A 21991-nucleotide genomic window follows, 5' to 3' on the forward strand; every position below is an offset into this window, starting at 1 on the left:
CTGCCGATGCATTGATAGAGCGCATCGATCACGCCGGATCGAGCGACAGGCGGTACTCGGCGATGCAGGCCTCGGCCAGGGCCGAGCGCGGCGCGCTGCGGCGCATGATCAGCCCCAGAGGCGCCAGCGTGGTGGCCTGGTCTATCGGTTGCAGGCGCAGGTGCCCGGTGAGTGCTTCGAGCCCGGCGTTCAGCGGCATTACCGCGCAGCACAGGCCGCCCTCCACCGCTTGCACCAGCTGATGAACGGCGTCGGTCTGCAACAGCAACTGCGGGGCCAGGCCGCGGGTATGGAAGGCGTGGTCGATGGACTGGCGAAAGTGCATGCCGGCGGTCAGCAGGCCCAGCGGCAGCTCGGCCACGGCCTCCCAGCTCAACGGCTGTTCGGCGAATGCGAAGTGACGTGGGTCGAACAGCAGGCCCATGCGTGTGTCGCCCAGGGGCAGGGCCTCGAAGCGCTCGCTGTCGAGACGCTCCAGGTACGACACGCCCAGGTCCAGGCGGTTGCTCGCCAGCTGGTCGAGAATCTGTTCGGAGCTCAACGCGCTCAGCTCGAAACGCAGCTCGGGGTGCTGGCGGTGCAGGCGCTGCAGCAGCGGCAGCGGGTCGAAGCTAGACAGCGGCACCACCCCCAGGCGCAGCGTGCCGGCCAGGTGCCCTCGACAGGCGGCGGCCTCGGCGTACAGGCCGTCGTAGGCCGAGAGTACCGAGCGCGCCCAGGCCAGCACGCGCTCGCCCTGGGCGGTGAAGCCCTCGAAACGCTGGCCGCGGTTGACCAGCGGCAGGCCCAGTTCGCGCTCCAGGTTGCGCAGGCGCATCGACAGCGTGGGCTGGGTCACGTGGCAGCGCGCGGCGGCCTGGCCGAAGTGGCGGGTTTCATCCAGGGCGATGAGGAATTTGAGTTGTTTGATATCCATCGTCGTTCCGGGGCATTGGCAGGCGAAGCATTCTATCTTGTCCTAGACTGCCTGCTCCGGTCATTGATACCTAAGGAGCACAGGATGAGCATTTTTAGTTTCGTGAAAGAAGCGGGTGAAAAACTGATCGACCTGCTCACCCCCGGCAACGCCAAGGCTGACGACCAGTTGAAGGAGCACGTGCAGAAGGTCGGCCTGGGCAACCCGAACATCCAGACCACCGTCGACGGCGACAAGGTCACGGTCAAGGGCGAGGTAGGCAGCCAGGAAGAGAAGGAGAAGATCCTGCTGGCGCTGGGCAACATTGTCGGCGTGGCGTCGGTGGACGACCAGCTCACCGTGACCGGCCCGGTCGTGGCGGCGGCGCGTTTCGTGGTGGTGAAGAAGGGCGACACGCTGAGTGCGATTTCGTTGGCGGTGTATGGCAATGCCAACCAGTACAACAAGATCTTCGAGGCCAACAAGCCGTTGCTGAGCCATCCCGACAAGATCTACCCGGGGCAGACGCTGCGTATTCCGGAATAAGGCTCCAGCTTGGTGGTGTGATCTTCGCCGGCAACGCCGGCTCCTACAGGTAAGGTGCCATGTGTAGGAGCCGGCGTTGCCGGCGAAGCGGCCTACAGCCCCTGCAACAAGTCCCGATAATCTTCCTGCGCCGCAAACTCCGCCGTATCCCGCGGCCCCTTGCGGCTGTCCGGCTGGCGCACTGCCAGCAGGTGCGCCACGCCAAAGTCGCGCGCGCTGCGCAGTATCGCCAGGGTGTCGTCGATGAACAGGCTGCGTGCCGGGTCGAACCCGGTATCCGCGTGCAATGCGCTCCAGAATTGCTGGTCTTCCTTGGGGAAGCCATAGTCATGGGAGCTGATCAGCCGCTCGAAATAGGGCGCCAGCGCCACCCGCTCCAGCTTCAACGACAACGAATCGCGATGGGCATTGGTGATCAGGATCACCCGTTTGCCGGCCTGGCGGATCGCCTGCAGAAAGGTGTCGGCGTCCGGGCGCAGCGCGATCAGGTCGGCCGTTTCCAGTTTCAGCTCGCGCACCGGCAGCTTCAGCTCGGCACTCCAGAAATCCAGGCAGTACCAGTTCAGCGAGCCGGCGTGGCGTTCGAACAGCGGCTGCATTTCCAGCTCGGCCATCGCACGGCTGATGCCATGCAGCTCGGCGTAGCGTTGGGGCAGGTGCTCCAACCAGAAGTGGTTGTCGTAGTGCAGGTCCAGCAGGGTGCCGTCCATATCCAGCAATACGGTATCGATGTCGTGCCAGGCCAGGGAGGGCATGTGAAATATTCTCGTTCGATCCAGACTCGGTGGACGGTATAGTACCCCGTTACCGCCAAGGAGCCGCCCCCTCATGCGCCAGAAACCCACTGTCCTCAGCCGCGAAATTGTTGCAAGCAGCCGCCTGTTCCGTGTCGAAGCGGTCGAGCTGCGCTTCAGCAACGGCACCGAACGTACCTATGAACGCCTGGTCGGGCGCGGTAACGGCTATGGCGCGGTGATGATCGTGGCGATGCTCGATGCCGAGCACGCGGTGCTGGTGGAGGAATACTGCGGCGGCACCGACGAGTACGAGCTGTCGCTGCCCAAGGGCCTGATCGAGCCCGGTGAAGACGTGCTGGCGGCGGCCAACCGTGAACTCAAGGAAGAAGCCGGCTTCGGCGCCCGGCAGCTGGAACACCTGACCGAGCTGTCGCTGTCGCCCGGCTACATGAGCCAGAAGATCCAGGTGGTGCTGGCCACCGACCTGTTCGAAGAGCGCCTGGAGGGCGACGAGCCCGAGCCGATGCGTGTCGACAAGGTCAACCTGCGCGAGCTCTCGGCCCTGGCCCAGCATCCGCAGTTCTCCGAAGGGCGGGCGCTGGCGGCGCTGTACCTGGTGCGTGACCTGCTGACCCAGCGCGGCGTGTTCGGCGCATGAACGACCGCGAACTGATGCAGCAGGTGGTGCAGCTGACCCGGCAGGCGGGCGCTGCCATCCTGCCGTTCTGGCGTGCGGACGTGGCCGTGCAGACCAAGCTCGATGCCTCGCCGGTGACCGCAGCCGATATCGCCGCCCACCACGTGATCGCCGCTGGCCTGCAGCGGCTGGCGCCCCATATCCCGGTGCTGTCCGAGGAAGACTGCGACATCGGCCTGGCCGAGCGCCAACAGTGGCAGCGCTGGTGGCTGGTGGACCCGCTGGACGGCACCAAGGAGTTCATCGCCGGCAGTGAAGAGTTCACCGTCAACATCGCCCTGGTCGAACAGGGTCGGGTGGTATTCGGCGTGGTCGGGGTGCCCACCACGGGGCGTTGCTACTACGGTGGCCACGGCCTGGGCGCCTGGCACGAAGACCCGCACGCGCCGGCAGCGCCGATCAGCGTGCGTGCGGCGCCGCCTGCCGGCACCCCGTTCACCGTGGTCGCCAGCCGCCGCCACAGCAGCCCCGAGCAGGAGCGCCTGCTGGCCGGCCTGAGTGCGGCGGTGGGTGAGCTGGAGCTGACCTCCGTGGGCAGCTCGCTCAAGTTCTGTCTGCTCGCCGAAGGCGCCGCCGACTGCTACCCGCGCCTGGCGCCGACCTCGCAGTGGGACACCGCCGCCGCCCAGGGCGTGCTCGAAGGCGCCGGCGGCGAAGTGCTGGGCCTGGACGGCCAGCCGTTCGCCTACCCATCCCGCGAAAGCCTGCTCAATCCTTTCTTCCTTGCCCTGCCAGCCGCAGCGCCGTGGCGCGCCAGCCTGCTGGCGCTCGCCTCAGCGGTGTAGCACGTACTGCCCGCCGAACTGCACGGCGGGCGTTTCACTGCCTTCGTTGAACACCTGGGTGTGCAGGGTCAGGCGCGCGCGGCCGTAGCGCTGGTAGGTGGCCACGAAGCGCTCCCAGACCTTGGCCTCGGGCGCCGCGCACACCGCCACGCCGGCGCCGGTGACCGGCAGCGGGTAGCTGATCTGGCCTTCCTGGATGACGATATGCCCGTCGCCGATGCCCGCCTCGCGCAGGCGCAGGTGCAGCCAGCCCCAGCCTGCCAGCACGGCCGCGCAATACAGGCTGCCGCCGAACATGGTGCTCTTGTGATTGACGTTGGCCGCCAGCGGCAATTGCAGGCGCAGCCGCTGGTGCTGCCAGTCGAGCACCTGCAGGCCCATCTCGCGGGTCAGCGGGATGTCGGCGTGCAGCACGTCCTGCAGGTAATGGCTCGGGTTCATCAGCGGTTGTCCTCGGTGTCGTCGGTGCCACTGGCATTGCTGTCGGCAAAGCTCAGGCCGTGTTTGCGCAGCTTGTCGTGCAGGGTCTTGCGCGGCACGCCGAGGGCTTCGGCCAGGCTGCGCATCGAGCTGTGCGGGCGGGTCAGTTCGGCGGCGATCAGCGAGCGTTCGAACTGCTCGACCTGGTCGCTGAGGTTGCCGCTGCCCGGCGCTGCCTGCGCCTGATCGACCGGGCCAGGGCTGTCGCCGTCCAGGGCCAGCTCCAGGCCCAGGGCGAAGCGCTCGGCGGCGTTCTGCAGCTCGCGCACGTTGCCCGGCCACGCATGGCGCAGCAGCGTCGCACGTTGCGCCGGTTGCAGCACGTGGGGGGGCAGGCCGTGGCGTTCGCTGGCGGCGTCGGCAAAGTGCTGGAACAGCATCAGCACATCGTCGCCGCGCTCGCGCAGGGGGGGGATGCGCAGCGGCGCGACGTTTAGGCGGTAATACAGGTCGGCGCGAAAGCGCCCCTGGTCGGCGGCCTGGCGCAGGTCTTCCTTGGTGGCGGCGATGATGCGGATATCCAGCGGGATCAGCTGGTTGCCGCCCAGGCGCTCGACCACCCGCTCCTGCAGCAGGCGCAGCAGCTTGACCTGTACATCCAGGCTCATGCTCTCGATTTCATCGAGAAACAGCGTGCCGCCATTGGCGAACTCGAACTTGCCGATGCGCCGCTTCTGCGCCCCGGTAAAGGCGCCGGGCTCGTGGCCGAACAGCTCGCTCTCGACCACCGATTCGGCCAGGGCACCGGCGTTGATCGCCACGAACGGGCCGTCGCGCCGGCTCGACAGGTCGTGCAGCGCGCGCGCCACCACCTCCTTGCCGGCGCCGGTCTCGCCCAGTATCAGCACATCGGCGCGGGTGCCGGCCAGCGCGCCGATCTGCTCGCGCAGCCGGGCCATCGGGGTCGACTGGCCCACCAGGCGCGTGCTCAGTTGCTGGCGGTCGCTCAGGGCCAGGCGCAGGCTGCGGTTGTCCAGCACCAGGCGGCGCAGCGCCAGGCCGCGGCGCACGCTGTCGAGCAGGGCGTCGCTGGCGAAGGGCTTTTCGAGAAAGTCGTAGGCCCCGGCGCGCATCGCCTGCACCGCCAGCGGCACGTCGCCGTGGCCGGTGATCAGCAGCACCGGCAGGTCCGGGTCCTGGGCATGCAGTTGTTCGAGCAGTTGCAGGCCGTCGATGCCAGGCATGCGGATATCGCTCACCACCACCCCGGGCCAGTCGCTTTCCAGGCGCGCGGCCAGGCCCTGGGCGTCGCTCAGGGGCAGCACGCGCAGGCCGGCGAGGTCCAGGGTCTGGCTCAGGGCCTGACGCAGGTGCGGGTCGTCATCGACCAGGACGACCTGGGTGCGGCTGTCGATCAGTGTGTCGGTCGTCATGCCGAGGAGTCCTCCGAGGTTTGAAGCGCGGCGCCGGGGGGGGCCACGCGCAGTTGCAGGGTCAGCAGCGCACCGCCTTCCGGGTGGTTGGCCAGCACCAGCTCACCGCCCAGCGCGTTGATCAGCGTATCGCAGATCGCCAGGCCCAGGCCCAGGCCCTGGGTGCGCGTCTTGGTGGTGAAGAACGGCTCGCGTGCGCGCAGCAGGGCCTGGCTGCTGAAGCCCGGGCCGTTGTCGCGAATGGTCAGGTAGACGCTGCCTTCGCGGCGTTCGGCACTTAGCCAGAGCTTGCGCGGGTTGGCCTTTTCGGTCAGCGCGTCGAGGGCGTTGGCCAGCAGGTTGCCCAGTACCTGGCGCAGGCGGGTTTCGCCGGCCTGCACCCACAGGGTGGCCTCGGGCAGGTCGCGCACCAGCTCCACCGCCATCGCCCGGCGCCGCTTGGCCAGCAGGGCCAGGGCGTCGTCCAGTGCCGGCTGCAGCGCCACGCTTTCCGGCGCATGCCGGTCACGCCGGGCGAAGGCGCGCAGGTGGGCGATGATCGAGGCCATGCGCCCGGTCAGTTCGCTGATCAGCTTGAGGTTGCTGCGCGCATCGTCGGTGCGCTGGTGGTCGAGCAGGATCTCGGCGTTCTCGGCGTAGCTGCGGATAGCCGCCAGCGGCTGGTTGAGCTCATGGCTGATGCTTGCCGACATGGTGCCCAGCACCGACAGCTTGCCGGCCTGCACCAGCTCGTCCTGGGCACGCACCAGTTCCTGCTGGGCCTGCTCGCGCTCAAGCACTTCGGTCTTGAGGCGGCTGTTGAGGCCTTCGAGGGCGGCGGTGCGTTCGGCCACGCGCAGCTCCAGCTCCTGGCGGGCGCGGGCCTCGAAGTCGAGGCGGTCCATGTAGTTGCGCCGGCGCTGCATCACCAGCCCGAGCAGCAGCATCACCACCAGCAGGGTGGCGGCGCCGATGAACAGCACCGTGCTCACCGAGCGGTCGACCAGGGTGCGCGGGGCCAGGATGCTGACCTGCCAGCCGGTCTCGGGGATGGCCTGGGTCTGGGTCAGCCAGGCATCGGGGTTGAGCCTGAGGGGCTTGGGCGTGGTGGTGGGGTAGGGCTGGATCGCCACGATCGCGTCGCGCTCGGCCTCGCTGAGCGGGCGCGTGGCGCGAAAGCGCCAGTCGGGGCGCGAGGTGAGGATCACCACGCCGTTGTGGTCGGTCACCAGCAGTTGCTCGGGGGTCTTGCCCCACAGGGTTTCGGTGTGGTCCAGGTCGATCTTGGCCACCAGTACGCCGATCACCTGGTCGCCGTCGCGCACTGCTGCGGCGAAGAAGTAGCCGCGCTTGGCCGAGGTGGTGCCCTGGCCGAAGAAACGCCCCAGCCGGCCCTGCATGGCTTCGCTGAAGTAGGGGCGGAACGAGAAGTTGCGCCCGGCAAAGTTGTCGTGCTTGTTCCAGTTGGAGGCCGCCAGGGTGTTGCCGTTGACGTCCATCAGGTACATCACCTCGGCGCCGGTCTGCGCGCAGATGTCGTCGAGCAGGCGGTTGGCGTTGGTCAGGGTCTCGAGGCGTATCGGGTCGGCCAGCACCGCACGCAATGCCGGCAGGTCACCGAGGATCTGCGGCAGGGTCTCGTAGCGGTGCAGGGTGCCCAGCAGGTTGGCCACGTACAGGTCCAGGGTCTGGCGGTTCTGGCTGGCCAGTTCCTCCTGGTAGTAGTGCTCGGCCAGACGTTGCAGCGGCCACAGCAGCGGCGCCAGGCACAGCGCCAGGAGGGCCAGGCTGCGCCAGCGCGGACGGCGGGGGAGGGTCGGGGTCATGGTCATCGCAAACCGGGCTTTGGTGGGGGGCCGCGTTGCAGCCCATCGCGGGTCAAGCCCGCTCCCACAAGGTCATTGATTATCCCGTGGGAGCGGGCTTGACCCGCGATGGCGTCGCAAAGGGCGCAGAAACGTTGGGCGCATTATGCGCTACTTCAGGCACTCGATCAGCGCTTGACGCCAGTCTGGCTGCTCCACCTGCCACTGCTGGCGCAGGCGGCTGCAGTCCAGGCGCGAGTTCAGTGGGCGCTGCGCCGGGGTCGGGTACTCGCTGGACGGGATCGGCAGCAGCTGCGCGCAGGGCCTGCCCTGAGCCTTCAGATGCTCGCCGATGGCCTGGGCGAAACCGAACCAGGAGGTCTGGCCCTGCGCGGTCATGTGGTAGGTGCCCCACGCACCCGCCTGCCCGGCCTGCCAGCGCTGGATCAACGCCAGGGTGCTGGCGGCCAGGCTACCGGCCCAGGTCGGTGCACCGATCTGGTCGGCGACCACGCGCAGCTGCGGTTTTTCCTGCAGCAGACGCTGCATGGTCAGCAGAAAATTGCGCCCGTGCAACGAGTACACCCAGCTGGTGCGCAGTGTCAGGTGCGCGCCGCCCACGGCATGGATGGCCTGCTCGCCAGCCAGCTTGCTGCGTCCGTACACGCTCAGGGGGTTGGGCGCGTCGTCTTCGGTGTAGGGCGTGGCCTTGCTGCCGTCGAACACGTAGTCGGTGGAGTAGTGCAGCAGCGGTACGCCCAGCCGTGCGGCCTCCTCGGCAAGTACGCCGGGTGCAGTGGCGTTGATGGCGAAGGCCAGCGCAGGTTCGTTTTCGGCCTGGTCGACTGCGGTATAGGCGGCGGCGTTCACCAGCAGGTCGGGGCTCAGCTCGCGTACTACCTGGCGGATGCGTTCGGGCTCGGCCAGGTCGAGCTGTTCGCGGCCCAGTACATGCACCTGGCCCAACCCGGCCAGGCGCTGCTGCAGGGCCTGGGCTAGCTGGCCATTGCGCCCGGTGATGAGGATTTTCATGGGAACAGGTCGGCGTCCTTGAGCAACTGGCCGACCTGATCCTTGGCCGACAGCTGCGGCGGTGCGTCCAGTTGCCAGTCGATGGCCAGCTGCGGGTCGTCCCAGCGAATGCAGCGCTCGGCGCTCGGGTTGTAGTAGTCGGTGGTCTTGTACAGGAACTCGGCGCTGTCGCTGAGCACCCGGAAACCGTGGGCAAACCCCTGGGGGATCCACACCTGCCGGTGGTTGGCGGCCGACAGGTGTACCGCCACCCATTGCCCGAAGGTCGGCGAGCTGCGGCGGATATCCACCGCCACGTCCAGCACCTCGCCCTGGGTCACGCGCACCAGCTTGCCCTGGGGGTTGTGCACCTGATAGTGCAGGCCGCGCAGCACGCCGCGAAGCGAGCGCGAATGATTGTCCTGCACGAACTGTGCATCGATGCCGGTTGCGGCCCTGAAGGCCTGGGCGTTGAAGCTCTCGTAGAAGAACCCGCGGTCATCGCCGAACACCCTGGGTTCGAGGATCAGCACGTCCGGTAGCGCGGTGGCGATCACTTCCATTGCTGGTCTCCGGTCAGGCCGTACAGGTACTGGCCGTAGCCGGTCTTGCCGAAGGCCTTGGCCCGTTCCAGCAGACGCTCCTGGCAGATCCAGCCCTGCTGGAAGGCGATCTCTTCAAGGCAGGCGACCTTCAGGCCCTGGCGATGCTCGATGGTCTGCACGTACTGCGAGGCCTCCAGCAGGCTGTCGTGGGTGCCGGTGTCGAGCCAGGCGAAGCCACGCCCGAAGCGCTCCACGCGCAGGTCGCCACGGCGCAGGTAGGCATTGTTGACATCGGTGATCTCAAGCTCCCCACGCGGCGAAGGCTTGATGTCGCGGGCGATGCGCACCACGTCGTTGTCGTAGAAGTACAGGCCGGTGACCGCGTAGCTGGACCTGGGCTGCGCGGGCTTTTCTTCGATCGACAAGGCGTTGCCTGCCGCGTCGAACTCGATCACGCCGAAACGCTCCGGGTCCTTGACCCAGTAGCCGAACACCGTTGCGCCGCTGGAGTGGGCGGCGGCGCGCAGCAGTTGCTCGGTGAAACGCTGGCCGTGGAATACGTTGTCGCCCAGGATCAGGCACACCGAGTCGTCACCGATGAACGATTCGCCGATCAGGAACGCCTGGGCCAGGCCGTCGGGCGAGGGCTGCTCTGCATACTCGAAGTGCACCCCGAACTGGCTGCCGTCGCCCAGCAGCTGGCGAAAGTGTGGCAGGTCGTGAGGGGTGGAGATGATCAGGATCTCGCGGATGCCGGCCAGCATCAGCACCGAGATCGGGTAGTAGATCATCGGCTTGTCGTAAACCGGCAGCAGCTGTTTGGAAATGCCCAGGGTGATGGGGTGCAGGCGCGTGCCGGAGCCGCCTGCCAGTACGATGCCTTTGGTCATGCAATCAGGTCCTTGAAATCGCTGTTGCCCAGGCGCTGGCCCTGGTAGCTGCCGTCCTGCACATGGCGGCACCATTCCAGGTTATCCAGGTACCACTGCACGGTCTTGCGCAGGCCGGTGGCGAAGGTTTCTTCAGGGCGCCAGCCCAGCTCGCGCTCGATCTTGCCGGCGTCGATGGCGTAGCGCAGGTCGTGGCCGGGGCGGTCCTGCACGAAGGTGATCAGGTCGGCATAGCGCGCCACGCCCGCCGGGTGTGCGGGGGCCAGCTCTTCGAGCAGTGCGCAGATGGCGTGCACCACCTCGAGGTTGGTCTGCTCGTTGTGCCCGCCGATGTTGTAGGTCTGGCCCACCTCACCTGCGGTGACCACCTTGAGCAGGGCGCGGGCATGGTCCTCGACGAACAGCCAGTCGCGCACCTGCTGGCCATTGCCGTACACCGGCAGCGGCTTGCCCGCCAGGGCGTTGAGGATCACCAGCGGGATGAGTTTTTCCGGGAAGTGGTACGGCCCGTAGTTGTTCGAGCAGTTGGTCAGCAGCACCGGCAGCCCGTAGGTGCGCTGCCAGGCGCGCACCAGGTGGTCGGACGCGGCCTTGCTCGCCGAGTAGGGCGAACTGGGTGCGTAGGGGGTGGTTTCGGTGAACAGGTCGTCGACCCCATGCAGGTCGCCATACACCTCGTCGGTGGACACGTGATGGAAGCGAAACGCCTCGCGCTCGGCGGCCGGCAGCGTGCCCCAGTAGGCGCGGGTGGCTTCGAGCAGGCTGTAGGTGCCGACGATGTTGGTCTGGATGAACGCCGCTGGCCCGTCGATGGAGCGGTCGACATGCGACTCGGCTGCCAGGTGCATGATCGCCTGGGGCCGGAAGCGCTCCAGCACCGCGCTCACCGTGGCCTGGTCGACGATATCGGCCTGCACGAACTCGTAGCGGGTGTTGCTGGCGATGCTGTGTAGCGACTCCAGGTTGCCGGCGTAGGTCAGCTTGTCCAGGTTGAGCACGTGGTGGTCGGTGTGCTCGATCAGGTGGCGGACCAGCGCCGAACCGATGAAGCCGGCACCGCCGGTGATGAGTATGCGCATGTCGAATGGCCTTTGGTGCAGCGGGTGGTGTTCAGGTGGCTCGTAGCTTGTCGCCAGGCGCCGGCCGGTGCAAGGGCAACGCAGCGCTGGCCGACGTCAGGCTATCGGCCGGATGCCCGCGTAGTTAATAGTGGCTGATCCTGCCGCCGATCTGCGCGCCGAGGGGCAGGTTGTCGGAAAAGTACGCGGTGAACCCGGCGTCGCTCATCGCCTGCTGCATGCGCGGGATGTCGTAGGCCACGCGGTGCAGGGTGAACTGGCCGGCGTGCCAGGTGGCGAAGGCCGCACGCGGGTCGCCGTCGCGTGGCTGGCCGACCGAGCCGGGGTTGCAGTAGACCTTGTCGCGGCCCTGCCAGAGCATCTGCACATGGGTGTGGCCCGAGGCGAAGTGCGTGCCGGGCAGCGCCTCGAAATACGCCTGCGAGGGGCGCAGGTACTCTTCGATGGGGTCGTTCCAGCCGCCGTGCACCAGCTCGATGCCGTGTTGCCGGCCGCGTGCGGGCAATGCCGCGAGCCATGCCGCGTTGGCGGCCGTGAGGATGCCCTTCTGGTAGTCCAGGCAGGCGTTGGCACTGTTGGAGCGTGGGCAGGGCGTGTTGCTCGACAGGTACCAGTCGTGGTTGCCCATCAGGCTGAAGATGCCGCGTTCGCGCAGCGCGTCGCAGCACTCGTTGATCTGGCAGTAGTACCCGGCCGTGTCGCCCAGACAGATGATCTGCGACACGCCCAGGCGCTCCAGCTCGTCGAGCACCGCCGAGAGTGCGACGAAGTTGCCGTGGATATCAGAAATGATCCCGATCATGGACCACGAGCTCCTCGATGTAGCGCACCGCGAACCCCGGTCGGATCTCGGGAGTGGGGGGCGCCTTGCGGTTCAGGAAGAAGTCCAGGCACATGGCCGCCTCGTTGTAGCCGAAGGCCCGGCGCATGGAGCTGGTGGAGGAGATACGCGGGTTGATCTCCAGCAGTTTCCAGCTGCCGTCGGCGTCGCGGCGAAACTGCAGGTTGGTCGGGCCCACGGGCCTGAAGTGTGCACACAGGCGCGCCACCACTTCATCCAGCGAAGCCTCCTGGCGCACCCAGGCCTTGGCGGTTGAACCGTCGGCGGCCAGCTTGCGCTGCAGGGTGATCGACCCGAAGCTACCGCCTTCGCCATCGCCGAACACCGCCACGGTGAACTCCTGCTCGGCGCTGCCGATGATCGGTTGGGCCATCAGCACCTCGCCCAGCAGGTGCGCATGGGGTTCGAAGTCGCTGGCGCTTTGTACCCACACCAGGCCCTTGGAGGCATAACTGCGACGAGGCTTGAGCAGGAAGGGCAGGCCCAGGGTCCGGACCAGCTCGGCGAAACTGCCCGACAGGTAGCTGGGGATTCGCGCCGGCTCGTCGGCGGCGGCCAGCGCCTGGTCCATTGCCCACTTGTCGCGGGACAGATCGATCAGCGCTCGGCTGTTGAGCACCACGCCACAGCCCAGTTGCGCCACCTGTTCACGGTGGTCCGAGAACCAGTGCAGGTCCTGCTCGATGCCAGGTATCACCAGGTCGACCGCGTGCTGCCTGACCACCCGTTCGAGCCACGCCGGGTAGTCGGCGCTGGCGGTCAGGGGCGCCTGCGCGAAGGCGTCGCACCAGGCCCTGCCGGCGGCATCGTCGTAGATATCGGTGCCTACCAGCACCACGGCCGGGTCGCTGGCACGCAACGACTTGAGCAGGCCGTAGCCCATGATGGCGCCCACGCCGGTAACCATGACCGTGCTCATGCCGTGCGCTCCCGGTGCTGTCGGATCATTTCGAAACCCATATGGATATTCACCTGTGGCATGAAGTCGATGGCGGCGTGCAACGCCGGGTCGAGCAGCTGCGCTGGCAGGTCGGGCACATCCGGCTTGTCGCGCAGAAAGCGCACCTGGCCCTGCTGGCCGAAGGCGGACAACGCGGCCTGGGCGATTTCGCTCAGTGCAGGGCTGTCGGGGTGGACGCAGTTGAACAGCCCGGTGGTCGTGGTGGCGGCCACACGGGTGCAGATCTGCACCAGGTCGTCCAGGTGCAGGTAGTTGCGCCGCGCGTCGTTGTTGCCGAACAGGCTGATGTCGTTACCGGCCTGGGCCTGGTCGGCGAAGGCATACAGCAGCGGCTGATGGGTGCGGCAGGCACCGGCGGCGTCATACACCTGGCTGGGGCGCAGGATGGTCAGGGCGATGCCGTGCGCGCTGCAGAACAGGCTGGCGAGCTCCTCGGAGTGGCGTTTGGATAGCGAGTAGATGCTGTAGTGAGGGTCGCCCGGGACGTGGCTGGCAAACACCGACGAAATCAGTATCAGGTGCCTGGCCCCGCTGCGTTGTGCCAGTTGGCAGGCGGCCAGCGTGCCGACCGCGTTGACCTGCTCGGCGCGGATCAGGTCGTCGATGCCGGGGCCGCCAAAGTCGGCGGCGGCCAGTACCACCACGTCGAACGGCGGCACGCTGGCTGGTACGCGGTCGGGCTGGCTCAGGTCGAAGAACACGTCGGCATCACGCCGCCCTGCGGTCTGCACCGGGCCCAGTTGCGCCAGGCCGTGGGCGATGGCCTGGCCGATCACGGAGGTGCTGCCGATGACCAGGCTGCCGAGAGGTGGACGTGGGGTGGAAGTGTCGCGGGTCATCGTGGGGCATACCTCATGTAGTGCGCGGCGCGGGGCCCGCAGTTGAACAGCAGGTCGAGAATGCTGACCGCGTGACTGAATTCGCCCCATTGCTGTGGATAGGTGGGATAGCCGTCATAGTCGAACCAGCTGAGCTCGATGGCGCTGTCGGCGAACTGGCGTTCATCAAGGTAGTCCCTGGCTGCCGGCCCGGACACATAGTGCGTGGCTCCGGCCTGCTGGCACAGATCGACCAGACGTTCGGTCTTGCCTTCGCCCAGGGTGTAGTCCCACGAGCGGGTGATGCGCGTGGTGATGCCCAGGTAGTCGCACACGGCCTGTATCAGCAGCACGTTGAGCTCGCTCAGGTTGCGGTGCTGGCGGTCCAGGTACAGCGGTTGCAGCCATGCGGCCACTTCGTGCCAGCAAGGCGCCTTGGCGTAGTTGGCCACCAGGCTCTTCCAGTGCTTGGCCTGCCAGTTGCCCGGGGCCAGCTCGACGTCGCGGATGCGCCGGTTGATGTTCTGCCCGGTCGGGATGGTCAGCCACTCCAGGCCGTTGGGGGTCTTGATGCGGTTGCGGTTGCGCCAGTCGTTCTTGGTGTACTGCATGTCGTCGTAGACGATGAACTCGTCCACGGCCGCAATCAGGTCGAAGTACCCCTTCCAGGGAATGTAGTTGGATTGGAGGATGGCAACCTGCTTCAAGCGTCTGTCCCGGGGTTGGAGGGCGAAATCGACGGCGGGTCAGAATACGTTCAATTCTTTCCCTTCGTCACTCCCCTTGCTTATCGGCAGCAGCGGTGGCGATATAAGCGACAAAAAAAATCGAGGCCTTCTCCATGTCGCTGAACACCCTCATTCACCGCGCCAGCCTGCCATGCCCCGATCTCGACCCGGCCCAGGCGGCGCAGCTGCTGCAGGCGCATTACGGGCTGCAAGGCACGCTGCAGCCGCTGGGCAGCCAGCAGGACCTGAACTTTCGCGTCGATACGCCCCACGGGCGCTTCGTGCTCAAGGTCTGTCATGGCGACTATGCGCAGCAGGAGCTTGAAGCCCAGCATGCGGCGCTGGAGCACCTGCACCGTCAGGGTGTGCCGGTACCGGCCGTTCGTCGTGCCAACGGTGGCGAGCCGCTGCTGGCACTGAAGATCGACGGCCAGCCGGTGCGCGCCCGGGTGCTCACCTACATCGAGGGCCAGACCCTGACCCGCCTGCCGTACATGGCGCCGCGCCTGATGCACGCGCTGGGGGCGTTGTGTGCACGGGTCGACCTGGCGCTGGCGGACTTCACCCACCCCGGGCTGGAGCGCACCCTGCAATGGGACCCGCGCCATGCCCAGGCGGTGATCGCCCACCTGCTCCCGGTGCTGGCCGACGGGCCGCGCAAGGTGCGGGTGCAGGCCATTGCCGAGCAGGCCCGCGTGGCGCTAGAGCCGTTGCTGGCGCAGCTGCCGATGCAGGCGGTGCACCTGGACATTACCGATGACAACGCCGTGTGGCAGCGCGATGGCGCACGCGAGTGGCAGTTGCAGGGGGTGATCGATTTCGGCGACCTGCTGCACACCTGGCGCATCGCCGACCTGTCGGTGACCTGCGCGGCGCTGCTGCATCATGTCGACGGCGACCCGCTGCGCATCCTGCCGGCCATCGCTGCCTACCATGCGTTCAACCCGCTGCACGAGGCCGAGCTGCGAGCGCTATGGCCGATGATCGTGGCGCGCGCGGCGGTGCTGGTGCTCAGTGGCGAGCAGCAGGTGGGCGTCGACCCCGGCAACACCTACAGCCGCGACAACCTGGCCCATGAGTGGCAGATCTTCGAGGTGGCAGCCGGTGTGCCGTTTGCATTGATGGAGGCGGCGATCATGCAACTAGCCGGCCTTGCGCCCGCGCCGCTGCCGGCCACGGGCATGCTGCTGCCGGGGTTGCGCGACCAGGCTGTAGCGCGGGTCGATCTTGGCGTGCTGAGCGAGCACTTCAGCGCCGGCAACTGGCAGCAGCCCGGCATCGACCAGCACCTGCTGCGTACCCATGCGGCCCCGGCCAGCACGTTGTATGCCCAGTACCGCCTGTCGCAGACCCATATCGACAACCCGCTGGAACCGCACACCTGTGCGCTGCACGTGGAGCTGCACCTGCCCGTGGACAGTGCGCTGGTGGCGCCGTTTGCCGGCACCTGGCGCCACGGCGAGCAGGGCTGGGCGTGCCTTGAAGGTGACGCCTCCAGCCTGTGGCTGCGCGGGGTGGTGCAAAGCCCCGCATCGGGCGCGGTCATCGCCCAGGGCGAGCCGCTGGGGCACGCCACCGAGCTCGAGGTGCAGCTGTGCCGCGTGGCCGGCCTGCAACCGCCGAACTTCGTCGCGCCTTCGCGTGCGCTGGCGTGGCAGGCGCTGTGCCCTTCGCCGGCTGCGCTGCTGGGCTTTGACTGCGACGCCGCGCCACTGCCCGACCCGCATGCCCTGCTGGCGCGTCGCGACGCCAGCTTCGCGCGCTCGCAGAAGCACTACTACCAGCAGCCGCCACATATCGAGCGCGGCTGGCGCAACTACCTGATCGACATGCAGGGGCGCTCGTACCTGGACATGCTCAACAACGTCGCGGTGCTGGGCCATGGGCACCCGCGCATGGTGAGCGAGTCGGCGCGCCAGTGGTCGCTGCTCAACACCAACTCGCGCTTTCACTATGCGGCCATCGCCGAGTTTTCCGAGCGCCTGCTGGCGCTGGCGCCGCCGGGGATGGACCGGGTGTTCCTGGTCAACAGCGGCACCGAGGCCAACGACCTGGCGATCCGCCTGGCATGGGCGGCCAGCGGTGGTCGCGACATGCTCAGCGTGCTGGAGGCGTACCACGGCTGGTCGGTGGCCACCGATGCCATCTCGACCTCCATCGCCGACAACCCGCAGGCATTGAGCACCCGGCCCGACTGGGTGCACCCGGTGACCGCACCGAACACCTACCGCGGCAAGTACCGTGGGCAGGACACCACCGCCGACTATGTGCGCGATGTCGACGAACGCCTGGCCGAGATCGGTGAGCGTCAGCTGGCGGGGTTCATCTGCGAGCCGGTGTACGGCAATGCCGGCGGCATTCCGTTGCCGGCGGGGTATCTGCAGCAGGTGTATGCCAGGGTGCGCGCGCGGGGCGGGGTATGCATCGCCGACGAGGTGCAGGTGGGCTATGGGCGGCTGGGCGAGTACTTCTGGGGCTTCGAGCAGCAGGGTGTGGTGCCGGACATCATCACCATGGCCAAGGGCATGGGCAACGGCCAGCCGCTGGGCGCGGTGATCACCCGGCGCGAGATCGCCGAGGCGCTGGAGGCCGAGGGTTACTTCTTCTCGTCGGCTGGTGGCAGCCCGGTGAGCTGCCGTATCGGCATGGCAGTGCTGGACGTGATGGAGGAGGAGGGCCTGTGGGACAACGCGCGCGAGGTGGGTGGGTACTTCAAGGCGCGTCTGCAGGCGCTTGTCGATAAGTATCCGCTGGCGGGTGCGGTGCATGGGTCGGGGTTCTACCTGGGCCTGGAGCTGGTGCGTGATGCCGCCAGCCTGGAACCGGCCACCGAAGAGACGGCGGCGCTGTGCGAGCGTCTGCGCGAGCTGGGCATCTTCATGCAGCCGACCGGTGACTACCTGAACATCCTCAAGATCAAGCCGCCCATGTGCACTACGCGGGCGAGCGTGGATTTCTTTGTGGACAGTGTGGAGCGGGTGTTGACGCAGGGGGTGTAGCGGCGGAGTCGGGAGGGCGCTGTCCTGCATTCGCTGGCTTGCCAGCGAAGCAGTCAACGAACCCTCCCTTGCGTCGATTAATATCGATTAATAATCGGGCGAAGCTGAGAGGTTTAATTATTTTTGGCTTTTAAAGCCGATATTTATCGGCTATAAAGTGCTCATCGTCTTCCCTTGTACCTTCCCAAGGAGGTTCCCATGAGCCGTACCGTCACCGTCGCCGCCACCCAGATGGCTTGTTCCTGGGACCGCCAGGCAAATCTCGCCACCGCCGAAAAACTGGTGCGCGAAGCCGCCGCCAAGGGCGCGCAGATCATCCTGATCCAGGAACTGTTCGAAACCCCGTACTTCTGCCAGAAGCCCAACGCCGACTACCTGCAACTGGCTACGCCCACCGAAACCAACGCCGCCATCGCGCACTTCCAGACGCTCGCCAGGGAGCTGCAGGTGGTGCTGCCCATCAGCTACTACGAGCTGGCCGGCCGCGCCCGCTTCAACAGCATCGCGATCATCGACGCCGACGGCAGCAACCTGGGCGTGTACCGCAAGAGCCACATCCCCGACGGCCCCGGCTACCACGAGAAGTACTACTTCAACCCCGGCGACACCGGCTTCAAGGTGTGGCAGACCCGCTACGCCAAGATCGGCGTGGGCATCTGCTGGGACCAGTGGTTCCCCGAGTGCGCCCGCAGCATGGCGCTGCTGGGCGCGGAGATTTTGTTCTACCCCACTGCCATCGGCAGCGAACCGCACGATGCCAATATCCTCTCCCGCGAGCACTGGCAGCGTGTGCAGCAGGGGCACGCCGGCGCCAACCTGATGCCGCTGGTGGCCAGCAACCGCATCGGCCGCGAAGAACAGGACGGCTACGCCATCACCTTCTACGGCTCGTCGTTCATCGCCAACCAGTTCGGCGAAAAGGTCGAGGAACTGGACCAGACCGAAGAGGGCGTGCTGGTGCACAGCTTTGACCTGGACAAACTGGAACACGTGCGCAGCGCCTGGGGCACCTTCCGTGACCGCCGTCCGAACCTGTATGGTGCGATCAAAACCCTCGACGGTTCACTGGAATCCTGACCATGAAGACCCTGAACACTACCCCGCGCGCCGACGGCTTCCACATGCCTGCCGAGTGGGCACCGCAAACCCAGGTATGGATGCTGTGGCCCGAGCGCCCGGACAACTGGCGCCTGGGCGGCAAGCCGGCCCAGGCCGCCCACGTGGCGGTGGCCAAGGCCATCGCGCGTTTCGAGCCGGTCACCGTGGGTGTGTCGGCCGGCCAGTACGAAAACGCCAGTGCGCAACTGGACATGCCCAACATCCGTGTGGTGGAAATCAGCAACGACGACGCCTGGGTGCGTGACACCGGCCCGACCTTCGTGATCAACGACAGCGGCGAAGTGCGCGGCGTGCACTGGGGCTTCAACAGCTGGGGCGGCTTCGAGGGCGGCCTGTACGCACCGTGGAACCGCGACGAACAGGTGGCGGCCAAGGTGCTGGAAATGGAGCGCTGCCAGCGTTACCGCACCGAGGGCTTCGTGCTCGAAGGCGGCTCGATTCACGTGGATGGCGAAGGCACCCTGATCACCACCGAGGAGTGCCTGCTCAACCACAACCGCAACCCGCACCTGAACCGCGAGCAGATCGAGGCGATCCTGCGCGATCAACTGGCGGTGGATACCATCGTGTGGCTGCCCGAGGGCCTGTACAACGACGAAACCGACGGGCATGTGGACAACTTCTGTTGTTACGTTCGCCCGGGCGAAGTGTTACTGGCCTGGACCGATGATTCGCAAGACCCCAACTACGCACGCTGCCGCGCCGCCCTGGCGGTGCTGCAAAGCCAGCGCGATGCCAGGGGCCGTGAATTCGTGGTGCACAAGATGCCGATCCCGGGCCCGTTGTACGCTACCGAAGAGGAGTGCGCCGGGGTCGATCTGGTGGCCGGCAGCCAGGAGCGCAACCCGTCGGTACGCCTGGCCGGTTCCTACGTGAACTTCCTGATCGTCAACGGCGGGATCATCGCGCCGAGCTTCGACGACCCCGCCGATGCCGAGGCCAGAGCGGTCCTGGCACGTCTGTTCCCCGATCACGAAGTGGTCATGGTGCCGGGCCGCGAGCTGTTGCTGGGCGGTGGCAACATCCATTGCCTGACCCAGCAGCAACCCGCCCCTGCCAAGCGCTGAGAGCGGCCTGGCAAATCAAGCCCGTCATCGACGGGCTTTTTTTTGCCTGTGCGATGGCCGGCGACGCAACTGGCACACCTCTTGTATTCGTTTTGCCTTGTATTTCAAGCAAGTACGACGGCGCAGTTCTGTCACAAAGTTTGATTAAGGTAGCCGCTCACACTTCTGGGGAGTACGTGTGGAAATGAATGCGACAAGTGAACCGGTTTCGCACCCGTCGGTGGTGAACCTCGAGGCGCTTGAGGCAGTGGCGCAGTGGTTGAAACACCATGGAACCCTCCGGGTCAGGAAGACCGATCCACGACGTGCACTGGTGGAACGTTATCCACAGGGGTTGATCACCGAGGCAGAGCTCGATGCGCTGCTGGGGGTGTGCTACCGCTGAAACACAAAAGGCCATGTTGGGCCCTTCGCCGGCAAGGCCGGCTCCTACAGGCCACTTGCACCCTGTAGGAGCCGGCCTTGCCGGCGAAGCACTTAGAAGTTGTAGGTACCCGTCACCACCAGGCTGCGCGGATCACCGAACTGGATCTGCCCGGCACTGGTCGCCGAACTGTAGTAGGTCTTGTCGGCAATGTTGCTCAGCGCCGCGCGCACATCCCAATCCTGCGTGCGCCAGCCCACCAGCGCGTCCCAACTGCCATACCCCGGCAGCACGATGGTGTTCCTGGTATCGGCATAACGCTGCCCCACCAGTGTCACACCCGTTTCGGCGTACCAGCCCATTTCCGGTTTCCAGGTGACGAACAGGCTGGCGTTGCGCCGCGCCACGTCGTTGATGCGGTTGCCGGCATTGCCTTCGGTGTCCTCGACGATGGTGGCGTCCTGCAGGCCGATGCCCCCGCGCACATACCAGTTGCCTCCCAGCTTGCCGGTGGCGGTCAGTTCGACCCCGCGCGAACGCTGCAGGCCGGTGAGGATGTAGCGGTCGGCGTTGTCCGGGTCGCGGCTGCGGCGGTCGTACAGCTCCAGCTCGTACACCGCCAGGGTGGTGCTCAGGCGCTCGTCCAGCCACTCGCTCTTGACCCCGATCTCCTTCTGCCGGGTATGTTCAGGCCCGGTTTCGTTGGCGTTGCCCGCCGCCCCCGGGGTGATGCCGATCAGGCCGCCGCCCACCGGCGAAAAGGTCTTGCTCCACGAGGCATAGAAAGCGTGGTCCCTGAGCGGCGTCCACACCACGCCCAGGCGCGGGCTGGTGCTGTTGCTCTGCTGCTTTTCGCTCAGGCCGCTGACCTTGCTGGTGGTGTCCACCTCGAACCGGTCATGGCGCAGGCCCACGAGCAGTTGCCACTGATCGTTCAGGCGGACCTGGTCCTGCACATACAGGCCACGGCTGTGCACGTCTGTATGGTTGTTGCTGGACACCGCCAGCACGCCGTTGTGTTGCTGGCCGCGGTCCGGGTTGAACAGGTCGACGCCCGGCACGCCCTTGCCGCTGCGCAGCAGCGAGTGACGGCGCTGCTCGCCCAGTTCGAGCCCCGTGAGCAGGGTGTGCTCCAGGCCGAAGGTCGATACGTTGCCTTCGATTTCCACGGTGTTGAACAGGTTGCGCGTGTTCAGGTCCTGCTGCCAGCGCTGGCGCCCGACCAGGCCGGTGCTGGCGTTGTAGCCGGTGAGGTAGGTGTTGTCGAAGTCGCTGTCGAGCTGGAACAGGCCCAGGGTATGGCGCAGTTGCCAGGCATCGTTGAGCTGGTAGTTCAGGCGCGAGCGCAGCGACTGCGCGGTGTCGTCGATGTAGTCGCGCTGCGGGTCGCCATAGGTGGTGCTGCGGCTGACATCCACCGGGCGACCGGTGCGCGGATCGCCGGGGATACCGCGGTCGGGCGTGCGGTTGTAGCGGCTGTATTCGTACTGCACCAGCCAGTTCAGGTCCGGGCTGAGCTGCCAGCTCATCGAGGGCGCGAACAGCTGGCGGCTGCCGTCGATGCCGTGGCGGAAGCTGTTGTTGTCGCGGTTGCCCATGTTCAGGCGCAGGCTGAGGGTGTCGCTGGGGTCGGCACTGAGGTCGGCATACAGGCTGCGCAGTTCGTCGCTGCCGCCCTGGGCCTCGATGCTGGAGTGTCGGCCGGCTTCGGGCGCCTTGCTCACGCGGTTGATGATACCGCCCTGGCTGCCGCGGCCGTACAGCACCGCCGCCGGCCCCTTGAGCACCTCGATCCGTTCGATGTTGTACAGGTCGCGCACGTACTGGCTGTCGTCGCGGATGCCGTCCAGGTAGAAGTCGTTGCTGGCGTCGAAGCCTCGGATGCGCAGGCTGTCGAAGCGGGTGTCGGCGCTGTTGCTGACGTTGGGGATGCCGCTCAGGGCCTTGCCCAGGTCATGGGTGCCGTAGTCGTGCACGCTGGCGGTCTTGATCGAATCGATGGCCTGGGGCACGTAGCGCGCCGGGGTGGAGGTGCGGGTGGCGGTGGTCACTTCCTTGACCCGGGGGTCATCCCGGTCGCTGTCGGCGGTTACCGACAGCTCGGGCAACGTGGTGCTGGCAGCACACGCCAGGCTGGAGCTGAACAGGGCGCAAAGCCCCAGAGACACAGGGGAAAGACGGCAAGGGACGGGCGTGGCACGCATCGGCAAAGGTACTTGGTGATGAAAAGGGTGCGAATGGTAATGCTTTGCATTCACAAATGTTAGCGCTA

General features: G+C 66.7%; 21 protein-coding genes. 7 read left to right on the forward strand and 14 right to left on the reverse strand.

Translation table 11 applies throughout. The features are described 5' to 3' along the window. Positions 1 to 28 precede the first annotated feature (28 nt). A complete protein-coding gene (locus NP552_RS07340) occupies positions 29 to 916 on the reverse strand; it encodes a LysR family transcriptional regulator (protein WP_054915921.1) in 888 nt (295 codons plus the stop codon). 84 nt (positions 917 to 1000) lie between these two features. Here NP552_RS07340 and lysM point away from each other — a divergent pair, with 84 nt between their 5' ends. After that, positions 1001 to 1441 carry a peptidoglycan-binding protein LysM gene (gene lysM, locus NP552_RS07345; RefSeq protein WP_043861643.1) on the forward strand — a complete coding sequence of 147 codons (441 nt, stop codon included), beginning with the start codon at positions 1001 to 1003 and terminating at the stop codon, positions 1439 to 1441. A 92-nt stretch (positions 1442 to 1533) separates the two neighbouring features. Here lysM and yrfG read toward each other — a convergent pair whose 3' ends face one another. Then, positions 1534 to 2196 (reverse strand): GMP/IMP nucleotidase, encoded by a 663-nt coding sequence (gene yrfG / locus NP552_RS07350; protein WP_043861644.1) that lies wholly within the window; start codon positions 2194 to 2196, stop codon positions 1534 to 1536. Positions 2197 to 2269: 73 nt separating this feature from the next. Here yrfG and nudE point away from each other — a divergent pair, with 73 nt between their 5' ends. Both nudE and cysQ read left to right on the forward strand, forming a co-directional pair. Then, on the forward strand, positions 2270 to 2836 hold the full coding sequence (gene nudE / locus NP552_RS07355) for an ADP compounds hydrolase NudE (RefSeq protein WP_043861645.1): 567 nt from the start codon (positions 2270 to 2272) through the stop codon (positions 2834 to 2836). Next, the gene (cysQ, locus tag NP552_RS07360) at positions 2833 to 3660 is read left to right on the forward strand and encodes a 3'(2'),5'-bisphosphate nucleotidase CysQ (RefSeq protein ID WP_274096603.1); all 828 of its coding nucleotides are present in this window, start codon (positions 2833 to 2835) and stop codon (positions 3658 to 3660) included. Before nudE ends, cysQ begins: the two co-directional genes overlap by 4 nt. Here cysQ and NP552_RS07365 read toward each other — a convergent pair. From NP552_RS07365 to NP552_RS07415, 11 genes are all read right to left on the reverse strand, one after another. Then, positions 3649 to 4101, reverse strand: a complete 453-nt coding sequence (locus tag NP552_RS07365; RefSeq protein ID WP_043861647.1) for a YiiD C-terminal domain-containing protein — start codon at positions 4099 to 4101, stop codon at positions 3649 to 3651. The genes cysQ and NP552_RS07365 overlap by 12 nt on opposite strands. After that, positions 4101 to 5513, reverse strand: a complete 1413-nt coding sequence (locus NP552_RS07370; RefSeq protein WP_043861648.1) for a sigma-54-dependent transcriptional regulator — start codon at positions 5511 to 5513, stop codon at positions 4101 to 4103. The genes NP552_RS07365 and NP552_RS07370 overlap by 1 nt, the downstream gene beginning before the upstream one ends. Further along, a complete protein-coding gene (locus NP552_RS07375; protein WP_274096604.1) occupies positions 5510 to 7324 on the reverse strand; it encodes a sensor histidine kinase in 1815 nt (604 codons plus the stop codon). Before NP552_RS07375 ends, NP552_RS07370 begins: the two co-directional genes overlap by 4 nt. Positions 7325 to 7468: 144 nt before the next feature. Next, positions 7469 to 8329, reverse strand: coding sequence for a dTDP-4-dehydrorhamnose reductase (rfbD, locus tag NP552_RS07380; RefSeq protein ID WP_054915923.1), 861 nt, complete (start codon positions 8327 to 8329; stop codon positions 7469 to 7471). Then, positions 8326 to 8871 (reverse strand): dTDP-4-dehydrorhamnose 3,5-epimerase, encoded by a 546-nt coding sequence (gene rfbC / locus NP552_RS07385; RefSeq protein WP_043861650.1) that lies wholly within the window; start codon positions 8869 to 8871, stop codon positions 8326 to 8328. Before rfbC ends, rfbD begins: the two co-directional genes overlap by 4 nt. Continuing rightward, complete coding sequence (rfbA, locus tag NP552_RS07390) at positions 8862 to 9743, reverse strand: glucose-1-phosphate thymidylyltransferase RfbA (RefSeq protein ID WP_054915924.1); 882 nt, start codon at positions 9741 to 9743, stop codon at positions 8862 to 8864. Before rfbA ends, rfbC begins: the two co-directional genes overlap by 10 nt. Continuing rightward, entirely contained in the window at positions 9740 to 10822 is a 1083-nt protein-coding gene (gene rfbB, locus NP552_RS07395; protein ID WP_043861652.1) for a dTDP-glucose 4,6-dehydratase, read from the reverse strand. Before rfbB ends, rfbA begins: the two co-directional genes overlap by 4 nt. 124 nt (positions 10823 to 10946) lie before the next feature. Next, the gene (locus NP552_RS07400; RefSeq protein WP_054915925.1) at positions 10947 to 11624 is read right to left on the reverse strand and encodes a metallophosphoesterase family protein; all 678 of its coding nucleotides are present in this window, start codon (positions 11622 to 11624) and stop codon (positions 10947 to 10949) included. Then, positions 11605 to 12582 carry an ATP-grasp domain-containing protein gene (locus NP552_RS07405; protein WP_054915926.1) on the reverse strand — a complete coding sequence of 326 codons (978 nt, stop codon included), beginning with the start codon at positions 12580 to 12582 and terminating at the stop codon, positions 11605 to 11607. Before NP552_RS07405 ends, NP552_RS07400 begins: the two co-directional genes overlap by 20 nt. Continuing rightward, on the reverse strand, positions 12579 to 13463 hold the full coding sequence (locus NP552_RS07410) for an NAD-dependent epimerase/dehydratase family protein (RefSeq protein WP_157811418.1): 885 nt from the start codon (positions 13461 to 13463) through the stop codon (positions 12579 to 12581). Before NP552_RS07410 ends, NP552_RS07405 begins: the two co-directional genes overlap by 4 nt. Beyond that, positions 13460 to 14149, reverse strand: coding sequence for a WbqC family protein (locus tag NP552_RS07415; protein WP_100632951.1), 690 nt, complete (start codon positions 14147 to 14149; stop codon positions 13460 to 13462). The genes NP552_RS07410 and NP552_RS07415 overlap by 4 nt, the downstream gene beginning before the upstream one ends. A 134-nt stretch (positions 14150 to 14283) precedes the next feature. On the opposite strand from NP552_RS07415, the gene NP552_RS07420 reads away from it, so the two are divergent. The 4 genes from NP552_RS07420 (at position 14284) to NP552_RS07435 (ending at position 19740) form a co-directional block, all read left to right on the forward strand. Continuing rightward, positions 14284 to 17169 carry an aminotransferase gene (locus tag NP552_RS07420; protein WP_274096605.1) on the forward strand — a complete coding sequence of 962 codons (2886 nt, stop codon included), beginning with the start codon at positions 14284 to 14286 and terminating at the stop codon, positions 17167 to 17169. Positions 17170 to 17367: 198 nt separating this feature from the next. After that, positions 17368 to 18246, forward strand: coding sequence for an N-carbamoylputrescine amidase (gene aguB, locus NP552_RS07425; RefSeq protein WP_043861659.1), 879 nt, complete (start codon positions 17368 to 17370; stop codon positions 18244 to 18246). Between the two features lie 2 nt (positions 18247 to 18248). Continuing rightward, positions 18249 to 19355 (forward strand): agmatine deiminase, encoded by a 1107-nt coding sequence (gene aguA, locus NP552_RS07430; RefSeq protein WP_229589766.1) that lies wholly within the window; start codon positions 18249 to 18251, stop codon positions 19353 to 19355. Between the two features lie 184 nt (positions 19356 to 19539). Then, complete coding sequence (locus NP552_RS07435; RefSeq protein ID WP_078481589.1) at positions 19540 to 19740, forward strand: hypothetical protein; 201 nt, start codon at positions 19540 to 19542, stop codon at positions 19738 to 19740. Positions 19741 to 19832: 92 nt separating this feature from the next. Here NP552_RS07435 and NP552_RS07440 read toward each other — a convergent pair whose 3' ends face one another. Then, positions 19833 to 21923, reverse strand: coding sequence for a TonB-dependent receptor (locus tag NP552_RS07440; protein ID WP_229589765.1), 2091 nt, complete (start codon positions 21921 to 21923; stop codon positions 19833 to 19835). Positions 21924 to 21991: the final 68 nt, after the last annotated feature.

The organism is Pseudomonas sp. 8209, from assembly GCF_028682105.1.
In the GTDB taxonomy this organism is placed as follows: domain Bacteria; phylum Pseudomonadota; class Gammaproteobacteria; order Pseudomonadales; family Pseudomonadaceae; genus Aquipseudomonas; species Aquipseudomonas palmensis.